The 25068-nt window shown below is 33.5% G+C and carries 14 protein-coding genes; 3 read left to right on the top strand and 11 right to left on the bottom strand.

Annotated features, from left to right (window positions below; genetic code table 11):
- The first annotated feature begins 29 nt into the window (after positions 1-29).
- Together ACTS9J_RS03330 and ACTS9J_RS03325 are read left to right on the top strand one after the other, a co-directional pair.
- Entirely contained in the window at positions 30-2711 is a 2682-nt protein-coding gene (locus ACTS9J_RS03330) for a M16 family metallopeptidase (RefSeq protein WP_448352844.1), read from the top strand.
- A gap of 218 nt (positions 2712-2929) precedes the next feature.
- Complete coding sequence (locus ACTS9J_RS03325; protein WP_038331054.1) at positions 2930-3946, top strand: hypothetical protein; 1017 nt, start codon at positions 2930-2932, stop codon at positions 3944-3946.
- A gap of 73 nt (positions 3947-4019) precedes the next feature.
- Here ACTS9J_RS03325 and ACTS9J_RS03320 read toward each other — a convergent pair whose 3' ends face one another.
- The 11 genes from ACTS9J_RS03320 to ACTS9J_RS03270 all read right to left on the bottom strand — a co-directional run bounded on the left by ACTS9J_RS03320 (position 4020) and on the right by ACTS9J_RS03270 (position 21925).
- The gene (locus ACTS9J_RS03320; protein ID WP_221853989.1) at positions 4020-5621 is read right to left on the bottom strand and encodes a class I SAM-dependent methyltransferase; all 1602 of its coding nucleotides are present in this window, start codon (positions 5619-5621) and stop codon (positions 4020-4022) included.
- A 129-nt stretch (positions 5622-5750) separates the two neighbouring features.
- Entirely contained in the window at positions 5751-6362 is a 612-nt protein-coding gene (locus tag ACTS9J_RS03315) for a PepSY-like domain-containing protein (protein ID WP_286495093.1), read from the bottom strand.
- A 79-nt stretch (positions 6363-6441) separates the two neighbouring features.
- Positions 6442-7830 carry an alpha-amylase family glycosyl hydrolase gene (locus tag ACTS9J_RS03310; protein ID WP_448352843.1) on the bottom strand — a complete coding sequence of 463 codons (1389 nt, stop codon included), beginning with the start codon at positions 7828-7830 and terminating at the stop codon, positions 6442-6444.
- Between the two features lie 25 nt (positions 7831-7855).
- Positions 7856-9511 (bottom strand): alpha-amylase family glycosyl hydrolase, encoded by a 1656-nt coding sequence (locus tag ACTS9J_RS03305; RefSeq protein WP_448352842.1) that lies wholly within the window; start codon positions 9509-9511, stop codon positions 7856-7858.
- Positions 9512-9580: 69 nt separating this feature from the next.
- On the bottom strand, positions 9581-11749 hold the full coding sequence (locus ACTS9J_RS03300; RefSeq protein ID WP_448352841.1) for a glycoside hydrolase family 97 protein: 2169 nt from the start codon (positions 11747-11749) through the stop codon (positions 9581-9583).
- A 315-nt stretch (positions 11750-12064) separates the two neighbouring features.
- Positions 12065-14170 carry a glycoside hydrolase family 97 protein gene (locus tag ACTS9J_RS03295; RefSeq protein WP_219033777.1) on the bottom strand — a complete coding sequence of 702 codons (2106 nt, stop codon included), beginning with the start codon at positions 14168-14170 and terminating at the stop codon, positions 12065-12067.
- Between the two features lie 107 nt (positions 14171-14277).
- Complete coding sequence (locus ACTS9J_RS03290) at positions 14278-16134, bottom strand: glycoside hydrolase family 13 protein (RefSeq protein WP_448352840.1); 1857 nt, start codon at positions 16132-16134, stop codon at positions 14278-14280.
- A 275-nt stretch (positions 16135-16409) separates the two neighbouring features.
- Positions 16410-18707 (bottom strand): glycoside hydrolase family 65 protein, encoded by a 2298-nt coding sequence (locus ACTS9J_RS03285; protein WP_114998830.1) that lies wholly within the window; start codon positions 18705-18707, stop codon positions 16410-16412.
- 27 nt (positions 18708-18734) lie between these two features.
- On the bottom strand, positions 18735-19391 hold the full coding sequence (gene pgmB, locus ACTS9J_RS03280; RefSeq protein WP_221853995.1) for a beta-phosphoglucomutase: 657 nt from the start codon (positions 19389-19391) through the stop codon (positions 18735-18737).
- A 5-nt stretch (positions 19392-19396) separates the two neighbouring features.
- Positions 19397-20743, bottom strand: coding sequence for an MFS transporter (locus ACTS9J_RS03275; RefSeq protein ID WP_038331042.1), 1347 nt, complete (start codon positions 20741-20743; stop codon positions 19397-19399).
- Between the two features lie 162 nt (positions 20744-20905).
- Positions 20906-21925 carry a LacI family DNA-binding transcriptional regulator gene (locus ACTS9J_RS03270; protein WP_038331040.1) on the bottom strand — a complete coding sequence of 340 codons (1020 nt, stop codon included), beginning with the start codon at positions 21923-21925 and terminating at the stop codon, positions 20906-20908.
- Positions 21926-22149: 224 nt separating this feature from the next.
- On the opposite strand from ACTS9J_RS03270, the gene ACTS9J_RS03265 reads away from it, so the two are divergent.
- Complete coding sequence (locus ACTS9J_RS03265; RefSeq protein ID WP_448352839.1) at positions 22150-25068, top strand: SusC/RagA family TonB-linked outer membrane protein; 2919 nt, start codon at positions 22150-22152, stop codon at positions 25066-25068.

Raw genomic sequence — 25068 nt, 5'->3', positions numbered from 1 at the left:
TTTTTGCCTTTGCAAATTCACCATACTTAATGGCTCAAACGAAATCTGGAAACGCAACTTTTGTGACGCAAGTAGAAGGAATTAAGGAATACAAACTACCAAATGGATTACAAGTTTTATTAGTCTCTGATCAATCGCAAAGTAATGTTGTAGTAAATATTGTTTACAATGTTGGTTCTAAACACGAAGGTTACGGTGAAAAAGGAATGGCGCATTTGTTAGAACATATGTTGTTTAAATCAACAAAAAACTTAGGTGATATCAAGAAAATGTTATCTGACAAAGGTGGACGTGCAAATGGAACGACATATTATGATCGTACAAATTATTACGAAGTTTTCCCATCAAGCGACGAAAATTTACGTTGGAGTTTGGAAATGGAAGCTGATCGTATGATTAATGCAACCATTAAACAAGAAGATTTGGACAAAGAATTTTCGGTTGTACGTAATGAATTTGAAATTGGTGAAAATGATCCGTCAAGTGTTTTAATGGAACGCGTTATTTCTGCTGGCTATTTATGGCACAATTACGGAAAATCTACAATTGGATCTAAAGAAGATATTGAGCGTGTAAAAACACCACAGTTGCGCAAATTCTACGAAAAATATTATCAACCAGATAATGCAACCTTAATTATTGCTGGAAAATTTGACGAGAAAAAAACGATGGAATATGTGAATCAGTATTTTGCTTCAATTCCAAAACCAACTCGTGTTTTAGACGAAGTTTTAACAGTTGAACCAGCGCAAGATGGTGAAAAATTTGTTGAAGTAAAACGTGCAGGAGATTCCCAATCGGTTGGTGTTATGTATCACGTTGCAGCATATAGCGATAAAGATTATGCAGCAATTGATGTTTTAAATAATATTTTAACTTCAGATCCTTCGGGATATTTGTACAAATCTTTAGTTGACACACACAAAATTGCTTCAATTTGGGCGTATAGTCCAGAAGTTCGTGATGCAAGTTTCTTCTATATCGGAACTGAAATTCCAAAAGAGAAAAACATCGAACAAACGAAAAATGATATTCGTGCAGAATTAGACAAAGTTGCTACAATTAATTATACTGATCAAGATGTACAACGTGCGAAAGCAAGTATTGTGAAAAACATCGAAAATCAAAAAAATAATACGATTAATTATGCCATTGGTTTAACAGAAATTGTTGGTGCGGGTGATTATCGTTTAGGTTTCTTATACCGCGATAATATCGAAAAAGTAACCAAAGAAGATGTAAAACGTGTAGCTGAAAAATATTTTAAAGCGAATAATAGAACAGTTGGAACTTTTATTCCGACAAAAGATGAAATTCGTGTAAAACCAGCTGAATTAACGAATAAACAGATTACAGAATTAGTTTCGAATTACAAAGGTCGTGCAGTTGAGAAAGAAGCAAAACCATTTGAAGCTTCAATCAAAAACTTAAAAGCTCATTATGCAGAAGGAAAATTGAACAATGGTCTAAAATATGGAATCATCGACAAAGAAATTAAAGGTGAAAAAGTAATTCTTTCATTTAATTTACCTGTTTCGAATGAAAAAGATTTGGCAAACAAAGGAATGATCGGTCAATTAACGGCTGAATTGTTAATGTCTGGAACGAAGAATTTAACAAAAGAACAAATCAAAGATCAATTAGATGCTTTAAAATCTTCGGTTGGATTTAGATTTGGAGGACAAAATTTATCTGTAACAATTAATACGTACAAAAATTCATTAGACAAAACAATGGATATCGTGCGTCAAATCATTACAGAACCAACTTTTCCTGAAGCTGAATTAGCAAAATCTGTAAATGAATACACAACATATTTAGATGCAAATACAAACGATCCGCAAGCATTAGCCTTCAACGAAATTAGTCGTTTAACATCTAATTATCCTAAATCTTCTATTTTTTATACAGCTTCTTTTGCTGAAACAAAAGATGATTTAAAGAAAATCAAACAAGCTGATTTAGTTGATTTTTATAAAAATATTTTAGGTGCACAAAATGGTGTTGTTTCTATTATTGGAACAAATGACAAAGCGAAAGTTGAAAAATTATTAAACGATACTTTTGGTAAATGGAATAGCAAATCGAAGTACGAAAAAGCGTATCCAACTTTTACAGCAACGAAAAAAGAGGATAAACTTTATAACATTCCAGACAAAGAAAATGCTGCTGCAGTTGGATCAATTAACTTCAAAATGAATCGTGAAAGTGCTGATTACGCCGCAATGGTTATGGCAAATGAAATGATTGGAAGTGGAGGATTTTTATCTGCTCGTATTCCAATGCGATTAAGAGAAAAAGAAGGAATCAGCTATGGTGCAGGTTCATATGTTTCGATTCCAAACGATCCTAAAAACGATGTAGCTTCTTGGGGATATTATGCATTTTTAAACCCTACAAAACGTGAAGCAGTTGAAAAAGCATTGAAAGAAGAAGTTGCAAAAGCATTGAAAGATGGTTTCACAGCGGACGAATTGAAAACAAATATTGTAAGTTGGAAAAACGGTCGTACAACTTCTTTGGGAACTGACGGAACTTTGTTAGGCTTATCGAATGGTTATTTATTGAATGGAATTACGTTTGATGAATTTGATAATTTAGAGAAAAAAGTAGATGCTCTTAATGTAAACCAAGTAAACGAGGTTTTCAAAAAGTACATTTCTTTAGATAAATTAACTTCTGTTTACACAGGAACTTTTGATAAAAAGTAAATACAATTCATATTAATTAAAAAAAAGCTTCAGAATAATCTGAAGCTTTTTTTATGATTTATTTAGAATAAGAATCTGCATAATTATTCATTTTCGGTCTAAAATGTGAAAAAATTTGTTAAAAAATCCTCATTTTAACATCATACTAAGTTTTTGGCATCATAATTTCTTAACACTAAAAACAATAAAAAAACAATTAACCTTAAATAATAGTTCATATGCAAGGATTAGAAGAAAACAATCAACCAACAAACAAAGGAAAAAATGGTTTAGTAGTTCCTTTGGCATTAGTCGGAATCTTATTAGCAGGAAGTGTAGGATATAATATTTATCAAGCAAATCAGATCGGAAATCTTGAAAAAAATGAATCTTTAAATTCTCAAATCCTTAAAAACGAAACAGGTCAAAAGGATCAAATTCGTAAACAATATGATTCGATTTTAAACGACTATACACAATATAAAGCACGCATCGAAGATCGTAACAATTTATTGAGCGATAAAGAAAATATGATTCAGTTAAAGAATCAAGATATTCAAGAAATTTTAGATAAAGACAATCCAACTGCAGAGGAAATGAATCGTGCTCGTAAAATGATTAACGATTTAGAAGGAAGTGTAAAAAATTACAAATCTGAAGTTGCTCGTTTACAAAAAGAAAATGCAATTCTTGTACGTAGCGTTGACGAATTAAATAATAAAAATTCTGCTTTAACAACAGACAACAACAATTTAAGAGAAAACAATAAAGAGTTAACATATAACTACGAAACAGAAAAAAGTGTTCGTCAAAAAGACAATGCAATTTCGAAAGGAAAGATCAATGAATTAAGTTCAACTTTATCTGTTTCTAATCAACAAATCAAAGGAATTCGTGTAAGAAATAGCGGAAAAGAAGTTGAAAAAACACGTGCAAAACGTATTGATAAAATTCGTGTTTCTTTTGATGTAGATCGTAATTCGAGAACAGAATCTGGAGACAAAAAATTATATGTTGCTATCTATAATCCTGACGGAACATTAGGAAGATATGGAAATGCGCAAGGCGGACAAATTGAATTGAGATCTGGAGATACAGTTAATTTCTCTGATGCAATCAACTTTAATTACACAAACGGACAAACAAAAAATATTACGTTTGATTGGGAAAACGAGGAATTCCAAAAAGGAGTTTACACGTTCAATGTTTACGAAAATGGATTTAAGATTAGTCAAGCAAAAATAACCCTAAACTAATTATTGACACAAGACTAACCAAGAAAGCTCAGCAATTGCTGAGCTTTTTTTGATTTAATATATCTTTTAAATATTATCGTTTCAAAAGATTGATACTAACAGTTGCCAATTCACTGTTTGGATATTTTTTGAACAATGTTTTATCTGGAACTAAACCAGTTTCTTGACAAATTCGATGAAAAACATCGACTTCTACAATATATTGATCCGAAAATCCATGCGTTGCATCATACGCTGTTGCAGGTGTATTTCCTAAATTCTCCGCCGTTAAATCTGGAGCAATCGTATGTAATTCGATCAATAACAAACCAAATTTATCTACATAAGGCGCCCATTTTTTGAGATGATTCAATAAATTTTGTTCCACATCATTATTTGACAATCGTTTTCCTCTAAACGCAAAAGCTCCTGTAGAAGCACTAATTCGATTTGTTTTGATATCTTCTACATCTTCCCAAATTCGATTATGATCTAAAAATGTTCTAATGTTTAATAAATCACTCAACTCTATTGAATAATCATTTTTCAAATCTGTTGCCAAACGATCTGGATCACCAATATCACCCCAAATCACTTTTGCCCAAATATCATTTTTAATTAAATTGGCACGCGTTACTTTCAGCGCTGCTTGATTATAATCTGCACCAACCAAAAAAAGTGGATATTCGTCGAGATGTTTTCCCCGTAAGGTTTGACGTTCTATCACATCATACAAATGTTGTAAAAGCGCTCCATTCCCGCATCCCATATCCAAAATTCCTTTCGGTTGCTCTTCTATTGGACGATTAAAAATATCTACAATAAACTCATCAATCACTTTGAAATAAGTGGAATGCGCTCCTCCACTACCCCAAACATTCATTTCGCGATTCACGTGTTGTTCATCTTCGCCTTCGGTAATTTCACGCAATTTTGTTGGCGAACCAAAAAGCAAATCATTCAACTTCGCGAACATTGGTAAATAAGAAACTGTAACACCATAAGATGTTGCACGGCGCGCAAAAAATAATCCTATTTCTGTGAATTTATAGTTTTTTTCGTGTTTTGTAAACCAACCTAATTCGGTTAATCGTTCCAATATTTTCTCGAAAGTTTGTGGGTTTTTGTGAAATTCATCTGGATTGAAAGAAGCTTCCATAAAGTATTTATGAAACAAACCACTCATTCCCATTCGCACAATAATTGGTCCAACTAAAACGCCTTCGATATGTTTGGTAATTTGATAATGCAAAGGTTTTTCAAGAAACTCTTCGTCGTCAGCAGTCATCAAATAAGTTTTATATTTATCAAATAATTTAATCCATTTTTTACAAAATTCATCCGAAAAATCATGTTGATTAATTACTTCATTTTCTGCCAAAAAAACAGCTAAATCATGGTAAATATCAACATTAGTAAATGCGCGATCTGAATATTTATTGGTTTGAATCTCGACGCTATTTTCTGCATTATTCACTGAATATTCTAACATATTCTGCGAAGCCAACACACGCAAAGCAACATTTAGATAACCTTCGTTTGCCTGAAATTCGTTTGTCAATTCTTCTAACTGTATAGTTTTACGCTCGACGATATAATGCAAAGCTCCTTTTTTAGCCAAAGCACTTAATACCGGAGCCGTTACCAAACCATCGAGATGTCTAAAAATTAACGATCTCAAATATTTTTTATCCATTTTGGGCGATTTTTTCTACTATAAATATATTGAAAATTGCGAAAAGTTGATGTGAAGGTTATTGTAAAATTTTAAAAATTAGAAATTAAAAAAAACCTCATCTATTGACAAGGTTTTTGATGTATTTGATTAATCAATTTTGATAAAATTACCATTCAAATCAAATTTCAAATCGACATTATTTTGTAACAATTCTACTTTTATTTCTTTGTCTTTTGTATCCATTTCAATTGATTTCGCATCGATTTTAGGATATTTTGATTGAAGATATTTTTGAATATTATCTGGGAAAAATTTAATCGGAATCGCTTTTCCTAAACCATTTTTCACCTCCTTCCAATCACCATTATCTGTAAATTCTATTTTTGTTCCGTCTTTCAACTGAATATTATATGTTGTGATATTGCGTTCAACTTCTTTTATCGCATTCACAAACTCCATATTACCAAAGTTTTTCGAAACAAAATTTTGTGCATTAATAGGTAAACTATTTGCTGAAATCACCGTTTCATTTGGATCAATATTTACCGTTTTTTGTTGACCATTATCTTGTAAAACCTCATAAGTATTTTGTGAAGTCGATGACTCTGGATGATTCGCAATATCACTTTCCGAAACAATTGGCTGTTCTGCAACTTCAGATTTACTTGTGATAACTTCTGAGTTTTCTGTTTTCTTCGATTCACACGAAGAGAAAACTAAGCTTAAAATGGCGGCTGTTGATAAAATTATTTTTCTCATGATTTGGATTTTAAACGTTTATCAACAAGCATTATACCATAAAAAAAGCTGATTAAAAATTTAACCAGCTTTTAAGAATTTATTTTTTCTTCTGAACTAAAATCAGGTATTCCCAAGGTTTTAATTTCAGTTTTGTTGTTGCATCAAATGTAACATCTTCGTTGTTCATAAAGTTTTTGTACACACCATTAATTGGAACTATAATTTCTTTATTTGCTTTCGTAAAATTCGCAATAAAATAAGCTTCTGTCGTATTTTTATGACGTTGGAACGCTAAGATAGATTTATCATCAGATGTTTTCAAACGTTCGTAAGAAGCCGCTTTTTTCGCTCCATTAAATGCTTCATTTGTGATTTTAAGTTCTCCTAACTTTTCATAAACGCCACGCATTTTTGCTGTTGGATTACGATCAATAGAATCTTTGACAAAGAATTTTAAACGACGATTAAAATCTTCTTCTTGTCCATTATAAATCAATGGAATTCCAGGTAAAGTATACGTTAATGCAGCAAATGTTTCGACCGCATCACCCATTCTTTCGTATTCAGTTCCAGCCCAAGAATTTTCGTCATGATTTGATGTGAATAATAATTTGTAATCATCTGCTTGCCATTTTTTCGGAATCGAATCCATGTACGCATCAATCGCAGAAACATTCTTTTTACCTTTTGCAATATCATTCATGATATGATGAATTTCCCATCCGTAAGCGGCGTCAAATGCATCATTTGCTAATAATTCTGGTTTCTCCGTTTCAGCTAACATAAAAATTTCGCGACCATTTGCCAATTGCGGTTTTGCTTCATTCCAAAAATCTGTCGGAACTTCGTGCGCCATATCACAACGGAAACCATCAATTTTGAAATCATCTAACCAATATTTCATATCGGCAATCATCTGTTTGCGCATTTCTTTGTTATCGAAATTTAACGCCACAACATCCGACCAATCGTAAGGAGAATGCATTTTCCCGTTCTTATCTTGTTCGTACCAATCAGGATGTTGTTTTACCCAAGGATGATCCCAAGCCGTGTGATTCGCAACCCAATCCAAAATCACATAGATTCCGTTTTTGTGCGCTTCATCAACCAATTTCTTAAAATCTTCGGCATTTCCAAATTCTGGATTGATTCCTCTATAATCTTTGATCGAATAATACGAACCTAAACCTTCTTTTCGATTTTCTTCTCCAATTGGGTAAATGGGCATAATCCAAAGGATTTTAACCCCTAATTTCTTGATATTCGAAATCTCTTTTGTAACCGCTGCAAAAGTTCCTTCTGGTGAAAACTGACGAACATTCACTTCATAAATCACAGAAGTTTCTGCCATATCAGCCGTAAAAGGCAAAATGCTTTGTTCTTTCCTTTCAGTTTTAACGTCTTCTGACATTGTTTCTTTTTTGCTTTCACAACTTGTTAAAAACAAAGTTGTCATCAAGGTTAAACCAACTATTTTTTTTATCATTTTTCTTCTATTACTTCTCAAAAAACTAATTCACTTTTTCCAATAATACAATATTGGAAGTCGTATTCAATTCTAAATTTCCGTTCACAACTTTTCCAGAAAAACCTGAATAAGCATCGCGAACTTTGGTACCATCTTTCCAAACAGAACTTACATTAATTGTTTTTTTTCCAATTGGCATTTCCAATCCAATCACCACTTCGTCTGTCTTATATTTTCTTGTAAAAATATACGGAGAATTTTGCAAATCTGTTTGATTTCCTGCTCCAACCGCTGGATGATTTCGTCTAAATTGTCCTAATTTTTGGTAATGATTCAATAATGATTCCGTTTCTGAATTTGGTTTAATATCTTCCCAGTTCATATTCGAACGAAGATTTGCATCTCCATCAACACCTTCAATCTCTAACGGACGAGCCGTTTCGTCTCCATAATAAATTTGCGAAATCCCTGGCGCCAATAACAATCGAGTTCCTGCATCCCAAGTATTTTGACGATTTTTATCAAAAGGCGAACCGTCATCGTGCGAGGTAATGTAGCTCATCACAGACTTTCCTTTCATCTTATTTTGAAGAATATCATTGTATCGATCAAAAACAGTTTGATTAGATTCTTTTTGAGTTGAACGCAAATCGAAATTGATTAATGCATCAAATCCATTCTCGAAATAATTAACTGTTTTATCAGGAAAATTATATTGCTGACCATCATTAATCGAATATCCATAAACTTCTCCTAACAAGAAAAACTTATTTTGATCCAATACTTTTGTAGGATTATTCGTTTTATATTCTGCGAAAGCATCTTGACAAATTTCTTCGAATTTCTTCCAAACATTTTCTTCCGTATGTTTCACCGTATCGACACGATAACCATCAATTCCATACTTTCTAATATAATCTGAAAGCCATTTCATAATGTAATATTTCGGTGCTTTTGGAAGATTATATTTCGCGAAAAAAGCATTCAATTCAGCAACTTCTTTGTCTAAACGACCTTCTTGCGACCATTTTGCTAACAATTGCGGGGGCAACATCACATCATTTTCTGATTCCGTTAAAATGTCTGGAAGATTTTTTACCAACGTACATTCAATCGTCGTTTTGTAAGACTCATAAGTACATTGTGGCGAAACACGAACCCAATCAGCAGGAAACACACCATCCGAATTTGTAACTGGACCTGTGTGATTAATCACCGCGTCCAACATAATACGAATGCCTTTCGCATGTGCTTTGTCTACTAATTCCTGTAACTCTTTTTCAGTTCCCCAGTTTTTATCAATCGACGTCCAATCTTTTGTCCAATAACCGTGAAATCCATATGTTTTTCCTTGTCCTTCATCAACATATCCATGAATTTGCTCCACAATCGGTGTCATCCAAATCGCATTAACTCCTAAATCTGAAAAATAATTATCTTCGATTTTATTGATTACCCCACGAAAATCTCCTCCTTCAAAACCTCTTAATTTAGATGTTTTAGCAGTTCTCCCGTAATTAACATCATTCTTTTTATCTCCATTCTCGAAACGATCGGTCAATAAAAAATAAATATTTGCACCATTCCAAACAAATAGTTGTTTTTCTGAATGATTTGTCTGCGTAGCTTGTGTTGTTGTTTTTGAACAAGAGCTTAAAAACAATGAAGCTATTCCTAACGTGAAAAGTATTTTTTTCATACTAAAAAGTTTTGAGTAGTAAGTTTTGAGTATTGAGTAACAAGTTTCTCAATACTCATCACTCATTACTTATTTAATTTCTTTGATACTAATTGCAAAACCTCCACCAGCTTGAGATGTTAAATCTAAAACAGATTTTGAATCAACCTTTTTTGTTTCAATTTTATAGGCTTGTGGATTTGTTTTGTAATGCGCATCTTTTGCATCTGCATAAATTTTCGCTTCGTATTTTTTTCCTTTATCTAAGAAATCTAATTTAATTTTTGTTGAACGAGGCGTTTCACCATTTACATTTCCAACAAACCAATTGTTCGAATTTTTATCTTTACGCGCAATTGTTAAATATCTTCCTGGTTCAGCTTCCAAATAATTAGAATCTTGCCAATCTACAGGCACATCTTTGATGAATTGAAATGCATCAGAAAATTGTTTGTAATGCTCGATAATATCAGCAGCCATTTGTAAAGGAGAATACATTGTCACGTATAAAGCCAACTGATTTGCAATCGTAGAATTAACGTGAGAATGATTGTTTGGATTTAATTTTTTCACATCCATTTCGAAAATACCAGGCGTGTAATCCATTGGTCCACCTAATAGACGTGTGAAAGGTAAAACCGTTACGTGATTTGGTTTAGAACCACCGAAAGCTTGGTATTCTGTTCCACGTGCAGATTCGTTTCCGATTAAATTTGGCCATGTACGCGCAACTCCTGTAGGACGAACCGCTTCGTGTGCGTTGACCATTATTTTATAATCAGCCGCTTTTTCGATTGCATATTGATAATGATTAATTGTATTTTGGCTGTAATGATAATCTCCACGAGGAACGATATCACCAACATATCCACTTTTTACAGATGTATAACCATTATCGTTCATGAATTTATATGCTTTATCCAAATGTCTTTCGTAATTACGAATTGATCCCGAAGTTTCGTGATGCATCATAATTTTTACACCTTTTGATTTTGCATATTCATTTAATGCTTTTACATCAAAATCTGGATAAGGCGTTACAAAATCGAACACATAATCTTTGTGATTTCCGAACCAATCTTCCCAACCTTCGTTCCAACCTTCTACCAATACCGCATCGAAACCATGTTTTGCAGCAAAGTCAATGTAATTTTTTACATTTTCGTTATTAGCCGCATGTTTTCCATTTGGTTTTGCGTTTTTATAATCCGTTATTCCTAATTGCACTGTAGAAAAATCGTCTGTATAAGCCCAAGAACCACGACCTGTAATCATTCCCCACCAAATACCTACATACTTCACTGGTTTGATCCATGAAGTATCTTCAATCTTTGATGGTTCATTTAAATTATATACTAATTGTGGCCCTTTAAACGCAATATCTGCCGCATTATCACTTGCAATAACTGTTCTCCAAGGTGTATTAAAAGGCGCTTGTAAATATCCTTTATCACCTAATGCATCAGGCGTTAACCACGATTCAAATACTAAATTTTTATCGTTTAAATTTAGATTCATTGCTGGATAATTGATTAAAGCTGCTTCATGAATGTTGATGTATAATCCATTCTCAGCTTTCATCATTAATGAAGTCTGAACTCCTGTTTTAGAAAATGATTTTTGTGATGCATTTCCAGTATAGGCTTGATCAAATAATCCTCTAATTTCTGATAACTTTGATTCTGTGTAATCATATTCTTGCGTATCATAGTCACCCGGAATCCACCATGTTTTGTGATCTCCTGCCATAGCAAATTGAGAATGCTCTTCTTTTATCACAAAATATTTTAAATTCTTTTGCTCAGGAAATTCGTAACGGAATCCTAAACCATCATCAAATAATCGGAATCTAATCACCATTTGACGATCTGTTTTCGGTTGAGAAACTGTAACTGCTAATTCATTAAAATTATTTCTGATTTTAGCTACTTCTCCCCAAACTGGTGTCCACGTTTCATCAAAAGTTGAAGTCTTTGTATCTACGATTTGAAAACCAGATACAAAATTTGTAAATGCATTTTTATCTCCGACTTGATTTTCCCATTCAAAACTCATTTGATTGTTCGCTTTAAATTCGAATCCTAAAGTTGAAGGTTTAATGACATCTTTCCCTTTGTATTTTAATTGATACGTTGGTTTTCCATCTTTCGATAAAGAAAAATCTAATTTGAAATTTCCATTTGGTGATTTCAATTCTTGACCGTAAACGACGCTCATCATTGAAATTCCTAACGCTATAATTGATTTTAAGTGTTTCATTATAATTTGTTTATTTTTTATATCTATAATTTTTTGTCTTTTTGAGATTGCCGAAGAATTAATTCTCCAATATTCTTTTCTTGATAAAAAAGTATTCAAATTGTCAAGCTAAATTTATTTCAGCTTCTCATCATCTTTAATTTGATCCTGCACTTCGACTTCGCTCAGTGACCTATTCAAGATTACTTTAAATAACATTCTAAGCTTATCAAAGAAGCTTAAAAATACACTTCGACAAGCTCAGTGTGACAATTTATTAATGAGAATTGAAAGAAGTTCTACGTAAAACGTATCACGTAGAACTTAAAACATTTTCTACTTTATTGGAAAAATCGAAATTGCTGTTCCTCCACTCGCCGCTAAATTCAATTTCAGTTTTGATTTTGAATTTACTTTTACTTTTTTGATGTCGTATGCTTTTGGATTTTTATCCCAATGTGCATTTTTCGCATCTTGGTAAATTGTTGCTTCGTAAGTTACTCCAGGCGTTAAGAAATCTAATTTAATTTCAGTTTTTCGAGGATTTTCATCTGTAATCGCACCTACAAACCAATTCTCCCTTCCTTTTGCTTTACGCGCTACTGTTAAATAATCACCAGGCTCAGCTTCTAAGTATTTTGTATCGTCCCAATCCACTGCCACATCTTTGATGAATTGGAAAGCATCGGCATACTTCTCGTAGTTTTCTGGTAAATCGGCAGCCATTTGTAACGGAGAATATAACGTCACATATAAAGCCAATTGTTTCGCTAAAGTGGTATGCACTTTTGTATCACGACCAACATTATACACTTTCATTTCTGTTTCAAAAATACCAGGCGTATAATCCATAGGACCACCTAACTGACGTGTGAAGGGTAGAATGGTTTCGTGCGCTGGAGGATTTCCATAACTCCATGCATTAAACTCGTTTCCTCTCCCTGCCTCAGCAGCAATATAATTTGGATACGTACGGTGATAACCCGAAGGACGAGAACTCTCGTGTGTATTGACTAAAATTTTATTTTCAGCGAAACGCTCTACCGTCCAATTGAAATGATTGACCATTGTTTGTCCATCGTGATATTCTCCTCTTGGAATGATGCGACCAACATAACCTGTTTTTACTGCAGGATATTCGTAATGTTTCATTACCTCCATTGCACGGTCAAAACGACGTTCGTAGTTGGCTACTGAACCAGAAGTTTCGTGGTGCATAATCATTTTTACACCTTTTGATTTTGCATAAGCAGAAATTTCTTTGATATCGAAATCAGCATAAGGTGTTGTGAAATCGAAAACATCTTCTTTCCAGTTCCCATACCAATCTTCCCATCCTTCATTCCAACCTTCCACTAAAACTCCGTCGAATCCGTGTTTCGCTGCAAAGTCGATGTAACGTTTTGTATTTTCTGTAGTCGCTCCGTGAGGAAATTTAATTGCCTCCTGTCCGACTTGGTTTTGTGCGTTTTGAGTTCCTTGACGATCCCACGTTGATTTCCCAACGTGCATTTCCCACCAAATTCCGACATATTTCATTGGTTTAATCCAAGATGTATCTTCAATTTTTGATGGTTCATTTAAATTTAAAATCATTTGAGGACCTTTCCCTACGATATCTCGGGCATCATCTGATACCATTATTGTACGCCAAGGTGTGTTGAAAGGCGCTTGTAAATAAGCTAAATCTCCAATTGCGTTTGGTGCTAAATGCGATTTGAATTGATAGGAGTTTTTATCAAATTCTAAATGCATTACTGGATAATTAACCACTGCAGCTTCGAAAATATTTAAGTAAATATTATCCGAAGTTTTCATTTGTAATGGCGTTTGAACTGAATTTGGTTTCCCAATTGATTTCACTCCAATCCCATTATTCATATCAATTTTACTGTGATCGATTCCTGAAATCTTCGATTCGATGTATGTATATTCTTGTGTATCGAAATCACCAGGTAACCAAAATGTTTGATGATCTCCTGTTAAATTAAATTGTGTTTTTTCTTCTTTTACGACAAAGTAATTTAAGTTTTGTTGCTTCGGAAATTCATAGCGAAAAGCTACACCTTCATCAAAAACTCGAAACGTAACATTTACATTTCGGTTAGTAGAAGTTTGCGTTAATTGAAACGTACCTTCGTTATGAATATCTTTAATTTCTTTGTATTCTCCTAAAACAGGTTGCCAAGCATCATTTACTGATTTAGTCGTATAATTTGTAACTGTAAATCCGTTTTCTAAAGCTTCTGCATCTTTTAAAATGAAACCTAATGTTGAAGGTTTTACAATTTCTTTTCCTTTATAAGTTACCGAATACGATGGTTGACCATTAGCTGTTAATTCGAAGTTAACTTTTACTTCCTTTGATGGCGATTCAATGATTTGGGCATTTAATGCGCCTATGGCAAGTAAAGTAAATATAGTTGTTGTTAATTTTTTCATTTGCTTTTTACGTTGTACGTGATATGTTTTACGTTATACGATTTTGTTATTCTGAGCTTTTTAAGAATTATAAAAAACATTTCGACAAGCTCAGTGTGACAGTAATTCTATTTCATCAATTCAATAATCATCGAAGATTTTCCATCAATTGTGATTTCACCGTTTGGATGAATTGTGAAATCTTGATTCGATAAAATATCTTTTCCAGTATGATATCCTTTGATCGATTCTTCAAAACGATCCAATTGGAGGGTTTGCTTATCTAATTTATTATTTAAAATCACCATTACCGATTCGTTGTCATTGTATCGGAAATACACATAGACATCATTGATTGGTGCATAATGTTTGGTTTTACCGGAATGAATCACCTCTTTATTTTTACGCCAATTGAATACTTTCGCTGTAAAATCATAGAACGCTTTTTGCGTTGCTGTTCGTGAATTTGGATTAAATGCATTTTGTGTATCAGACTTCCAACCACCAAGAAAATCTTGACGAATTGCTGCATCTCCACCAGTATTTTTATCTCCAGCCATACCGATTTCAGTGCCGTAATAAATTTGTGGAATTCCACGAACCGTTCCGATTAAAGTCGTTGCTAGTTGATACGGCTTAATATCTCCTTTGTAGATTTCGTTCCAACGTTCGGTATCGTGATTTTCAAAAAAGACCAATAAATTATTGATGTCTGGATATAAGAAATCATTCGTGAATGATTCGTAGATTTTCACCAAACCTTTATCCCACGATTCTTCTTCCTGAAAAGCTTTCGTCATATTTGCATACAACGAAAAATCCATCACCGCTGGTAAATTCGAATTGTACCCCGCCATTTCACCGATTTTCGAATCTTTTTGCCAATACGATACATGAGCTGGCGAATGCATCCACGCCTCTCCTACTACATTTAGATTGGGATATTCATCTGTAATTGCTTTTACCCAAGTTGCCATTCCTTCTTTGTTATTGTAAGGATATGTATCTACACGTAAACCTCCTAATTCGGCATATTCTATCCACCAAATGGCATTTTGAGTGATGTACTTTAATACTAATGGATTTGCTTGATTGATGTCTGGCATCGTCGTATCGAACCAACCATTTAATGCGCCTATTTTATCAATCTCTGAAGCATTAGGATCAAATTGGGTTGTTGTTCTATAATTCGAACGACGGAATCCATTTTCTCCTTCTGGAAATGTATGGATCCAATCTTTTGAAGGTAAATCCTGAATCATCCAATGTGAGATTCCCCAGTGATTCGTGACATAATCTTGAATCAAATACATTCCACGTTGATTCAATTTCTGAGACAATTCACGGTATTCTTCGTTTGTCCCGTAACGACCATCAATTTTATATAAATCGGTTTGAGCATACCCGTGATACGAATATTCTTTTTCATTGTCTTCGTTTACTGGAGTTAACCAAACTGCAGTGGCTCCTAAATTTTGGATATAATCTAAGTTGTTGATAATTCCTCGTAAATCTCCTCCGTGACGACCACCTGGCAATTGACGATTAACTTTCTCACGCAATTCTTTTTTCGAATCATTGCTTTCATCTCCATTGGCGAAACGATCCGGCATAATTAAATACACCACATCTTTTGATGAAAACGATGAACGATTCACTGAATTTGGTTGACGATCTTTTAACTCGTATGTATACGAATCAACGATTTTATTTTTGTTTTTGATGTTAATTTTGAATGATGATTTGTTTACTTCATTCGTATTAATCGTTACAAAAACATAATTTGGATTTTCAGTTTTCTGTAAATTTTGAATTTTTACATTATCCGATAATTCAATATTGTATTTACTAATATCTTTTCCATAAACCAGAATTTGAACTTCTGGATTTTTCATTCCTTTCCACCAAAACATTGGCTCTACTTTTTGAATCTGTGCAAAAGCAAATGTTGATAGGAAAGATGATAATAATAGTATTTTTTTCATGTGTTTTGTTTTTTAGATTCCTCCATTCTGCGGAATGACATTTACTTTATTGTCGTTAATGAACTTGTCATTCTGAGTTTATCAAAGAATCTTTTTAAATTCTCTGTCCAGCTGAACTTGTTTCAGCTTCTCATTCTCTGCTTCATGCGATCCTGAAATGAATTCAGGATGACTTTTTTAAAATACGTTTTCAGAATAAACTTAGAACTTAAAACATCTATTCTAAATAAAAATACCCTGAAAACCGAAGCCTTCAAGGTATTAGATTCCCTTTATTAAATCGAAGGCTGAACAACTACTTTCTGGTCGAAAACATAAACCTCTAACGGTTCTGTTCCTTCCAGTTCAAAAATTGTTTCTCCTTTATTTACAATAACTTTTAGGATTTGATGACGGAAATTGACTTTGAACGAAAAACCTTCCCATTGTTCTGGTAAACGCGGCTCAAAATACAATTGATCGTTTTTCACACGCATTCCACCAAATCCTTCTACAATCGACATCCAAGTTCCAGCCATAGATGTGATGTGTAATCCTTCGTGAACTTCTTTGTTATAATCATCTAAATCTAAACGAGAAGTTCTCAAATAAAATGTATATGCTTGCTCCATTCTTCCTAACGTTGCTGCTTGGATGGAATGAACACAAGGCGATAATGATGATTCGTGAACCGTTAATGGTTCGTAAAAATCAAAATGTTTTTCTAATTGATCTTTCGAAAATTGATCTTCGAAATAATAGAACGATTGTAAAACGTCTGCTTGTTTGATATAAGCTGAACGTAAAATTCTATCCCAAGACCATTTTTGATTAATCGGACGTTCTTCTTTTGGTAATTCAGAAACAGGTGTTAAATCTTTATCCAAGAAACCATCTTGCTGTAAATAAATTCCTAATTCTTCACTGAATGGAAAATAAATATTCTCTGCAACTTCTTTCATTTCTGCTAATTCAGCATCAGTAATACTTCTCTTTGCAGCGATTCGAGCGAAATCCTCTGGATAATTTGTTTTGACGTTTTCAACTTGTTCCAACAAATAATTCATACACCATTGTGCACAATAATTTGAATGGAAATTGTTGTTGACATTATTTTCATATTCGTTAGGTCCCGTAACTCCTAACATCACATATTGTTTTTTGTCGTTTGACCAATTCACACGCTGTTTCCAAAAACGTGCAATTCCTAATAAAACCTCTAAACCAGCTTCTGGAATATACGTTTGATCTCCCGTAAAACGAACATAGTTGTAAATCGCAAATGCAATAGCTCCATTACGGTGAATTTCCTCGAATGTAATTTCCCATTCGTTATGGCATTCTTCACCATTCATCGTAACCATCGGATACAAAGCTGCACCTTTGTTGAAGCCTAATTTTTCTCCATTTTCAATCGCTTTATCCAATTGATTAAAACGATACATTAATAAGTTTCGCGCAACTTCTTGATTTTTTGTTACCATGTAAAATGGCAAACAATATGCTTCTGTATCCCAATATGTAGAACCTCCATATTTCTCTCCCGTAAAGCCTTTTGGACCGATATTCAAACGCTCATCTTTTCCAGAATACGTTTGATTTAATTGAAAAATATTAAAACGAATACCTTGTTGCGCTTTTGTATCACCTTCTATAGTGATATCAGCCATTTCCCAAATCTTTGCCCAAGCTTCTTTTTGGTTTATTAACAATTGTTCATAACCTTGTTCATTTGCTTGAGATAATACATTTTCGGCAGCGTTAATTAATTCATTTTTAGGATGATTTGTCGAAACTACATAACCTCCAAATTTCTCAATTGTCGCGGTATCATTCGCTTTTACCTCAACTTCATATGTAAATTCTACTTTTGTTTCAGTTTTAACATCACTTGTTGGTGTATTTTGTTGATAACTTCCATTTACCAAGATTTTATTCTGCATAAATGTTACGACTTCAAAATGAGTTTTGAACGTACGCGCTTGTACAAAACCTTGTTCACCTTTAATTTCAGAAAAAATTGGTTCCCAAAAAATCTCTTCCCAGTTCGCATCTTCGTTCTTTACAGCTGCATCAACATAAGGTTTGAAGACAATTTTCGCATCATCATTGATTGGTTTGATGTCATATTTAATTGCTCCTAATTCATCTAAATCAGCAGAAAGAAAACGTCGAACAAAAACCTCAATTTCTAATCCTGAAGGTAAAATCGCAATAAATGAACGATCCAATAAACCTTCTTTCATATTCAATTCGCGACGGAAATTTTTAACTTCTTTACAAGTGTTTAAATCAAATTTTTCACCGTTAATTTCGATGTCAATTCCAATCCAAACTGGCGCATTTAATACTTTTGCAAAATATTCTGGATAACCGTTTTTCCACCATCCCACTTTTGTCTTGTCAGGATAATAAACGCCGGCAATATAGCTTCCTTGAAATGTATCACCTGAATAAAATTCTTCGAAATTGGCACGTTGTCCCATTGCTCCATTTCCGATAGAAAATAAACTTTCAGACGATTTTACACGATCTTTTTCAAACCCTTCTTCGATAATTGACCACGCATTCGGGATGATATAATCTTGATTCATTTTGTTTGTTGTATGTAGTTTGTATAATTATTGATTGATTAATTCGACCAAGAAATCCTCTGAGATTTCAGTAAAATTTTTAAAGTTGTATTTCGCTTCATTCAAAACCGAAGCTTCTCCAATACCGATGCTTGTCATTCCTGCTACATTTGCTGCTTCAATTCCTGCAACAGAATCTTCAAATACAATTGAATTTTCGTTTGTTTGATTCGCTTTTTTCGCTCCAACGATAAAAACTTCTGGATCTGGTTTTGCGTTAGAAACATCGTTTCCATCTACGATATCATCGAAATAATTTAGAATATTAACTTTCTCTAAAATTGGACGTGCATTTTTAGAAGCTGATCCCAAAATAATTGGTTGATTGTTTTCTTTTAGAAAGTTTAAAACGTCCATAACGCCTGGTAAAATTTCAGAATCGTCCATCTTATCAATGTATTCTAAATATTCTTTGTTCTTCTGAATTAACCATTCGTTTTTCTGCTCATCAGAAGCTTCAACATTTCCCAATCCAAGAATAATTTCTAATGATCGCACACGAGAAACACCTTTCAATAATTCGTTATGTTCGTGCGTAAAATCGATGTTTAGATTATTCGCTAATTTTTTCCATGCTAAATAATGGTACTTTGCAGTGTCGACGATGACACCATCTAAATCAAAAATAAATGCTTTAGTTTTCAAAATGATTATGCTTTGATTGGTTCATCCACATCTTTTACGCGCGTTACAAAAAGTGCTGCAATAATTAGCGCAACACCGCTGGTAACAATGGCGAAAATTGGATTATCGTGATATAAATATTTTACAATTGGACCGCCTAACAATGCGTTGACGATTTGAGGCATACAAATGAAGAAATTGAAAATTCCCATGTAAACACCCATTTTTTTCGCTGGAATTGCTCCCGCTAAAATTGCATAAGGCATCGATAAGATACTTGCCCAAGCGATTCCTACTCCGATCATGGAAAGGATTAGTAATTTTGGATCGTGAATAAAATAGATTGAAATTAATCCTAATCCTCCACAAATTAATGAAATAGCATGTGTTGTTTTTCGACCAAATTTTAAGGCTATTGCTGGTAAAAAGAAGGCGAATATTGCAGAAATTCCGTTGTAAACTCCGAAGATAATTCCAACCCAATCCCCTGCTTTTTGGTACGTTTCTGAATGTGTATCACTCAAAGACAAACCGTACACATGATGAGCGATTGCAGGCGTAGCAAATACCCACATACCGAATAATGCAAACCACGTAAAGAACTGTACCAAACCTAATTGTTTCATCGTTTTTGGCATATTCCCAAAATCGGTAAAAATCTGTGTTAAGCTTGCTTTTTCTTCAACAATTGGTTCTCTACCTTCTGCTTTTTCGAAAGCGTCTAATTCTTCTGGCGAATATTCTTTTGTTGTAAAAATGGTAATTAAAACGGTTACAATAATTGCAATTGCTCCAATAATGAATGATAAAATTAAGTGAAACGGAACTTCTCCTTCCGCTGCAATACTTGAAACACCAAACCAGTTGCTCAAAATATAAGGCAACCACGAACCGACAACAGCTCCTAAACCAATAATTACAGTTTGAATTGAATATCCTAATGTACGTTGATCCGAAGGCAACATATCTGCTACAAATGCACGCATCGGTTCCATCGCGATATTGAATGAAGCATCCATTATCATCAAGAATCCAGCACCCATCCATAATGCAGGCATCAATGCCGTAAATGCACCTGCTTGTGGCATTAAGATTAATCCGAAAGAAGCCAATAAAGCTCCTACTAAAAAGTATGGTTTTCTTCGTCCAAATTTAGACCAAGTATTATCTGAATAATGACCAATAATAGGTTGAACAATCAATCCCATTAGCGGTGCAACAATCCAAAACCAAGACAATTCGTGCACATCGGCACCAAATGAACTTAGAATACGGCTCGCATTTGCGTTTTGCAAGGCGAAACCCATTTGAACTCCTAGATATCCGAAACTTAAATTCCAGATTTCAAGAAATCCTAATCTACGCTTTCTCATTATCGTAATTTTTTTATGTATTTTACGATAAGCGTTTTATGCTTATCAAAACTATATTTTTGTAATTTGAGAAGTAAAAATATGTTTTGATTTGTTTACAATGTTAAAACTTTTTTTTGGGATTATTGCAACTGTAACAATTATTTAACCAAAAAAAACTTACTAAATCGTTGTAGTTTCTCTGTGTAATAATTCTGTTCCGACAACTTCGGTAATGTAATGCTCATGCTCGTTTTCTGACTCTAATTTTTGAATCAATAAACGCGCTGCAATCTCACCCATTTTGAATGCATTTTGTTTGACTGTAGAAATGCTTGGAATTGAGTTCTTGGAAATTACACCATCTGTAAAAGCTATTAAATGTAATTCTTCTGGCACTTTGATTCCTTTTTTCAGTGCTGCTCTCAACACTTTTACGGCATATAATTCATTTACTGCCATTACTGCGTCAAATTTATTTTTTTCGAAAAACTCATCAATCATAGTGTCCAACTGACTCTCGTCTTCTACACGCAAAATCAAGTTTTCGTCAACTGCAATTCCATTCGCTTCTAATGTTCTTTTATATCCTTCGGTTCTTAAGCGTCCAACACTTATATAATCTGGCGTTGTGATAAAACCGATTTTCTTGCGTTCTTTACTTATAAAATACTGAATTGCTTCTTGTGTCGCAAGTACATCATCAATAATCACTTTATCAGTATAAACCTCACGCGTTACACGGTCGAACATCACAACTGGCATTCCTTGGTTGATGATTTCTTTGATATGATGATAATCTTTTTTGGCTTGAGTTTCTTTCGAAAGAGAAATCACAAATCCGTCTATACTACCCGCTGCAAGCATCTCCATATTAATCACTTCACGTTCGTACGATTCATTTGACAAACATATTAAGACATTATAACCATATTGATTGGCTAAATTTTCGATTCCACTAATTACCATCGCAAAAAAATCGTGAACGATTTCGGGAATAATCACGGCAATGGTTTTCGTTTTACGATTCTTTAGACTTAATGCTATATTATTCGGTTTGTAGTTGTATAATTTTGCAAATGCCTGAATCTTTTGTTTCGTTACAGCACTAATCTCTTCGCTATTTTTCAACGCCTTAGAAACCGTTGATATCGAAACATCTAACTCTTTTGCAATCTGTTTTAATGTCAAATTCTTTTTCATAATCTTCTTTCTACCTTAACCATCAATCTTATTCTACTAATTTCCGTCTTTTTTATTAAAAATTAACATGCTATAACAATTAATTTAATTATTTATTAACACGAAAACGTTTTCGTTTAACTAGTTAGTGTATTACATACACAATCAATCAATTAAACAACTTATATTTGGTAATGAGAAGTAAAAATATAAATTAATAATTAACGAAACAAAACAAAAAATATATGAGGATTTTAAAACAATCTCTTCTAGCATTAGTTTTATCAAGCCCTGCTATTTTATCTGCACAAACTGCGATAAAAGGAACAGTACAAGATAGCGCTAATAACACGGTTTTAGCTGGTGCAGATGTTTCGAACATTACAACAGGAGAATCGACAGTTTCTGATGAAAAAGGAAATTTTACATTAGAAGCGAACGATGGTGATATAATTGTTATCAGTTTTTTTGGTTATGACGATCAAGAAATAACTTTTGCGGGACAAACGCAATTACAACTTCGTATGTCTAAAACGACAGAAAACTTGAAAGAAGTAGTTGTAATTGGATATGGTACAGCTAAAAAAGAAGATGTCACAGGTTCTGTAAATCAATTAAATTCAGAAGATTTCAACAAAGGATCAATCACTTCTGCGCAAGAATTAATGACAGGGAAAATCGCTGGTGTTGTGGTAACATCTGCTGGTGGAGCTCCTGGTGACGGTCAAAACATTATCATTCGTGGTAATAGTTCGTTATCATTAAACTCTCAACCATTATATGTAGTTGATGGTGTTCCTTTATCTGAAGTAAATATTGGAGGTTCTCGAAATCCTTTGGATTTCTTAAATCCTAACGACATCGAAACGATGACTATTTTGAAAGATGCTTCTGCAACTGCCATTTATGGTTCTCGTGCTGCGAATGGGGTTGTAATGGTTACAACTAAAAAAGGAAAAGGAAAAAAATTCCGTTTTAATTATAATTCAATTACATCAATTTATCAACCAGAAGGTTATATTGATGTAATGAATGCAGATCAATTCCGTGAATTGGTAAAATCTGTAGGAACAGCTGACGAAATTTCTCGTTTAGGTAACGCAAATACAGATTGGCAAAAAGAAATTTATAGAACAGCTGTAGGTTTTGATCACAACTTTAGTGCAACAGGAAATATTGGAGGTAAAATGCCGTCTCGTTTTTCTATTTCTAACACAGATCAAGATGGTATTTTGAAAGGAGATAACATCAATCGTACAACAGCTTCTATGAACTTAAGTCCATCTTTCTTAGATGATCACTTAAAATTTGAATTGAATGCTCGAGGTTCTTATATCGAAAATCAATTTGCAAACAGAGGTGCAATTGGAGCTGCTTTAGAGTATGATCCAACTCAACCAGTTTATTCTGGAGCAAATATATTTGGAGGTTACCACACTTGGATGGACGGATCTGTTAAACACAATTTAGCGCCAACTAACCCAGTTGCATTAATCAACGAAAACAGAGATACATCAGAAGTTCGTCGTTTTGTAGGAAATGCAAAAATGGATTATAAATTACATTTCTTACCATCTGTTACTGCAACAGTTAATGTAGGTTATGATATTTCTAATGCGAATGGACGTAATGTAACAACTGCAAATATGCCAAACTCTTCTTTGACATGGGATGGTTCTAAAACAACATTTAGCGCACAATTCTACAACAAATTATTTGATGCATATTTAACATTCAACAAAGATTTTGGACAACACGGATTAACTGTTGTTGGAGGTTACAGTTATCAATACTTTAATACATACAACACCAATTACGATAGTGAATTAGAACAACAAGGTTCTGATCAATTTACATTCGTAGACCGTGATCACTATTCTTTACTATCATACTTCGGACGTTTAAACTATAATTTTGATAATCGTTACATCTTAACAGCTACTATGCGTGCAGATGCTTCATCAAAATTAAGCCATGACAACCAATGGGGTTATTTCCCTTCTGCAGCTATTGCATGGAATATCTCTAAAGAAGAATTCTTGAAAGGAAGTTCTGTTGTAAATGATTTGAAATTACGTGTTGGATATGGTAAAGTTGGTAATGTGAACGGATTAGGAAACTTCCAATTCTTAACGCGTTATCAAGGATCAGAATCAACTGCTTATTATCAATTTGGTTCAACATTCTATCAAACTTATCGTCCTCAACCATTTAATGGTGATTTAAAATGGGAAATTTCTAGTACATTAAATGCTGGTATTGATTACTCTTTATTCAAAAATAGAATCTATGGTACATTAGACGTTTACAAGAAAAAAACAAGTGATTTAATTGCGAGTGTTTATGTAGATCCATTTACAAACTTTGGAAATATGATCGATAAAAATATCGGTGATATGGAAAATAAAGGAATCGAATTTAGCATCAATGCTGATATCGTAAAAACAAAAGATTTTGATTGGTCTTTTGGATACAACATCGCTTTTAATGATAATAAAATTGTCAACTTACCTACTGATAATTTAACAGGTGGTATCGATGGAGGAACTGGTAACAATATTCAAATTCAACGTGAAGGAGATGAACCATTTAGTTTCTACGTATACAAACAAATTTATGATGCAAACGGAAAGCCTATCGAAGGAGCTTACGAAGATTTGAACAACGACGGAATCATCAACGAAAAAGACCGTTATATTCACAAAAGTCCTTTCGCAAAAGTAACAATGGGATTCAATACATTCTTCCGTTACAAAAATTGGGATTTAAGTGCAACTGCTCGTGCTAATATCGGAAACTATGCTTACAATAACATGGCTTCGTCTAAAGGTTACAGCAAAAAAGCGACAGGAAATGGTCAAAACTATTTATCTAATGTGCTTTCAAGCTACTACAACACAGGTTTCACAAGTATCACAGAAACTAATTTGTTAAGTGACCACTTTATAGAAGATGCATCTTTCTTCCGTATTGATAACATTACATTAGGTTACAACCTAAAACAAGCAATCAAAGGATTAGATATTCGTCTTTATGGAGCGGTTCAAAACGTAGCTGTATTCACAAATTACAGTGGTTTAGATCCTGAAATTTACCGCGGAATTGATAATAGTTTTTATCCAAGACCGAGAACGTATGTATTTGGTTTAAATGTTAATTTCTAA

It is taken from the genome of Empedobacter sp. ULE_I140, from assembly GCF_053482575.1.
Note: the sequence above shows the minus strand (reverse complement) of the source record. Positions and strands in the feature narration are given on the sequence as shown.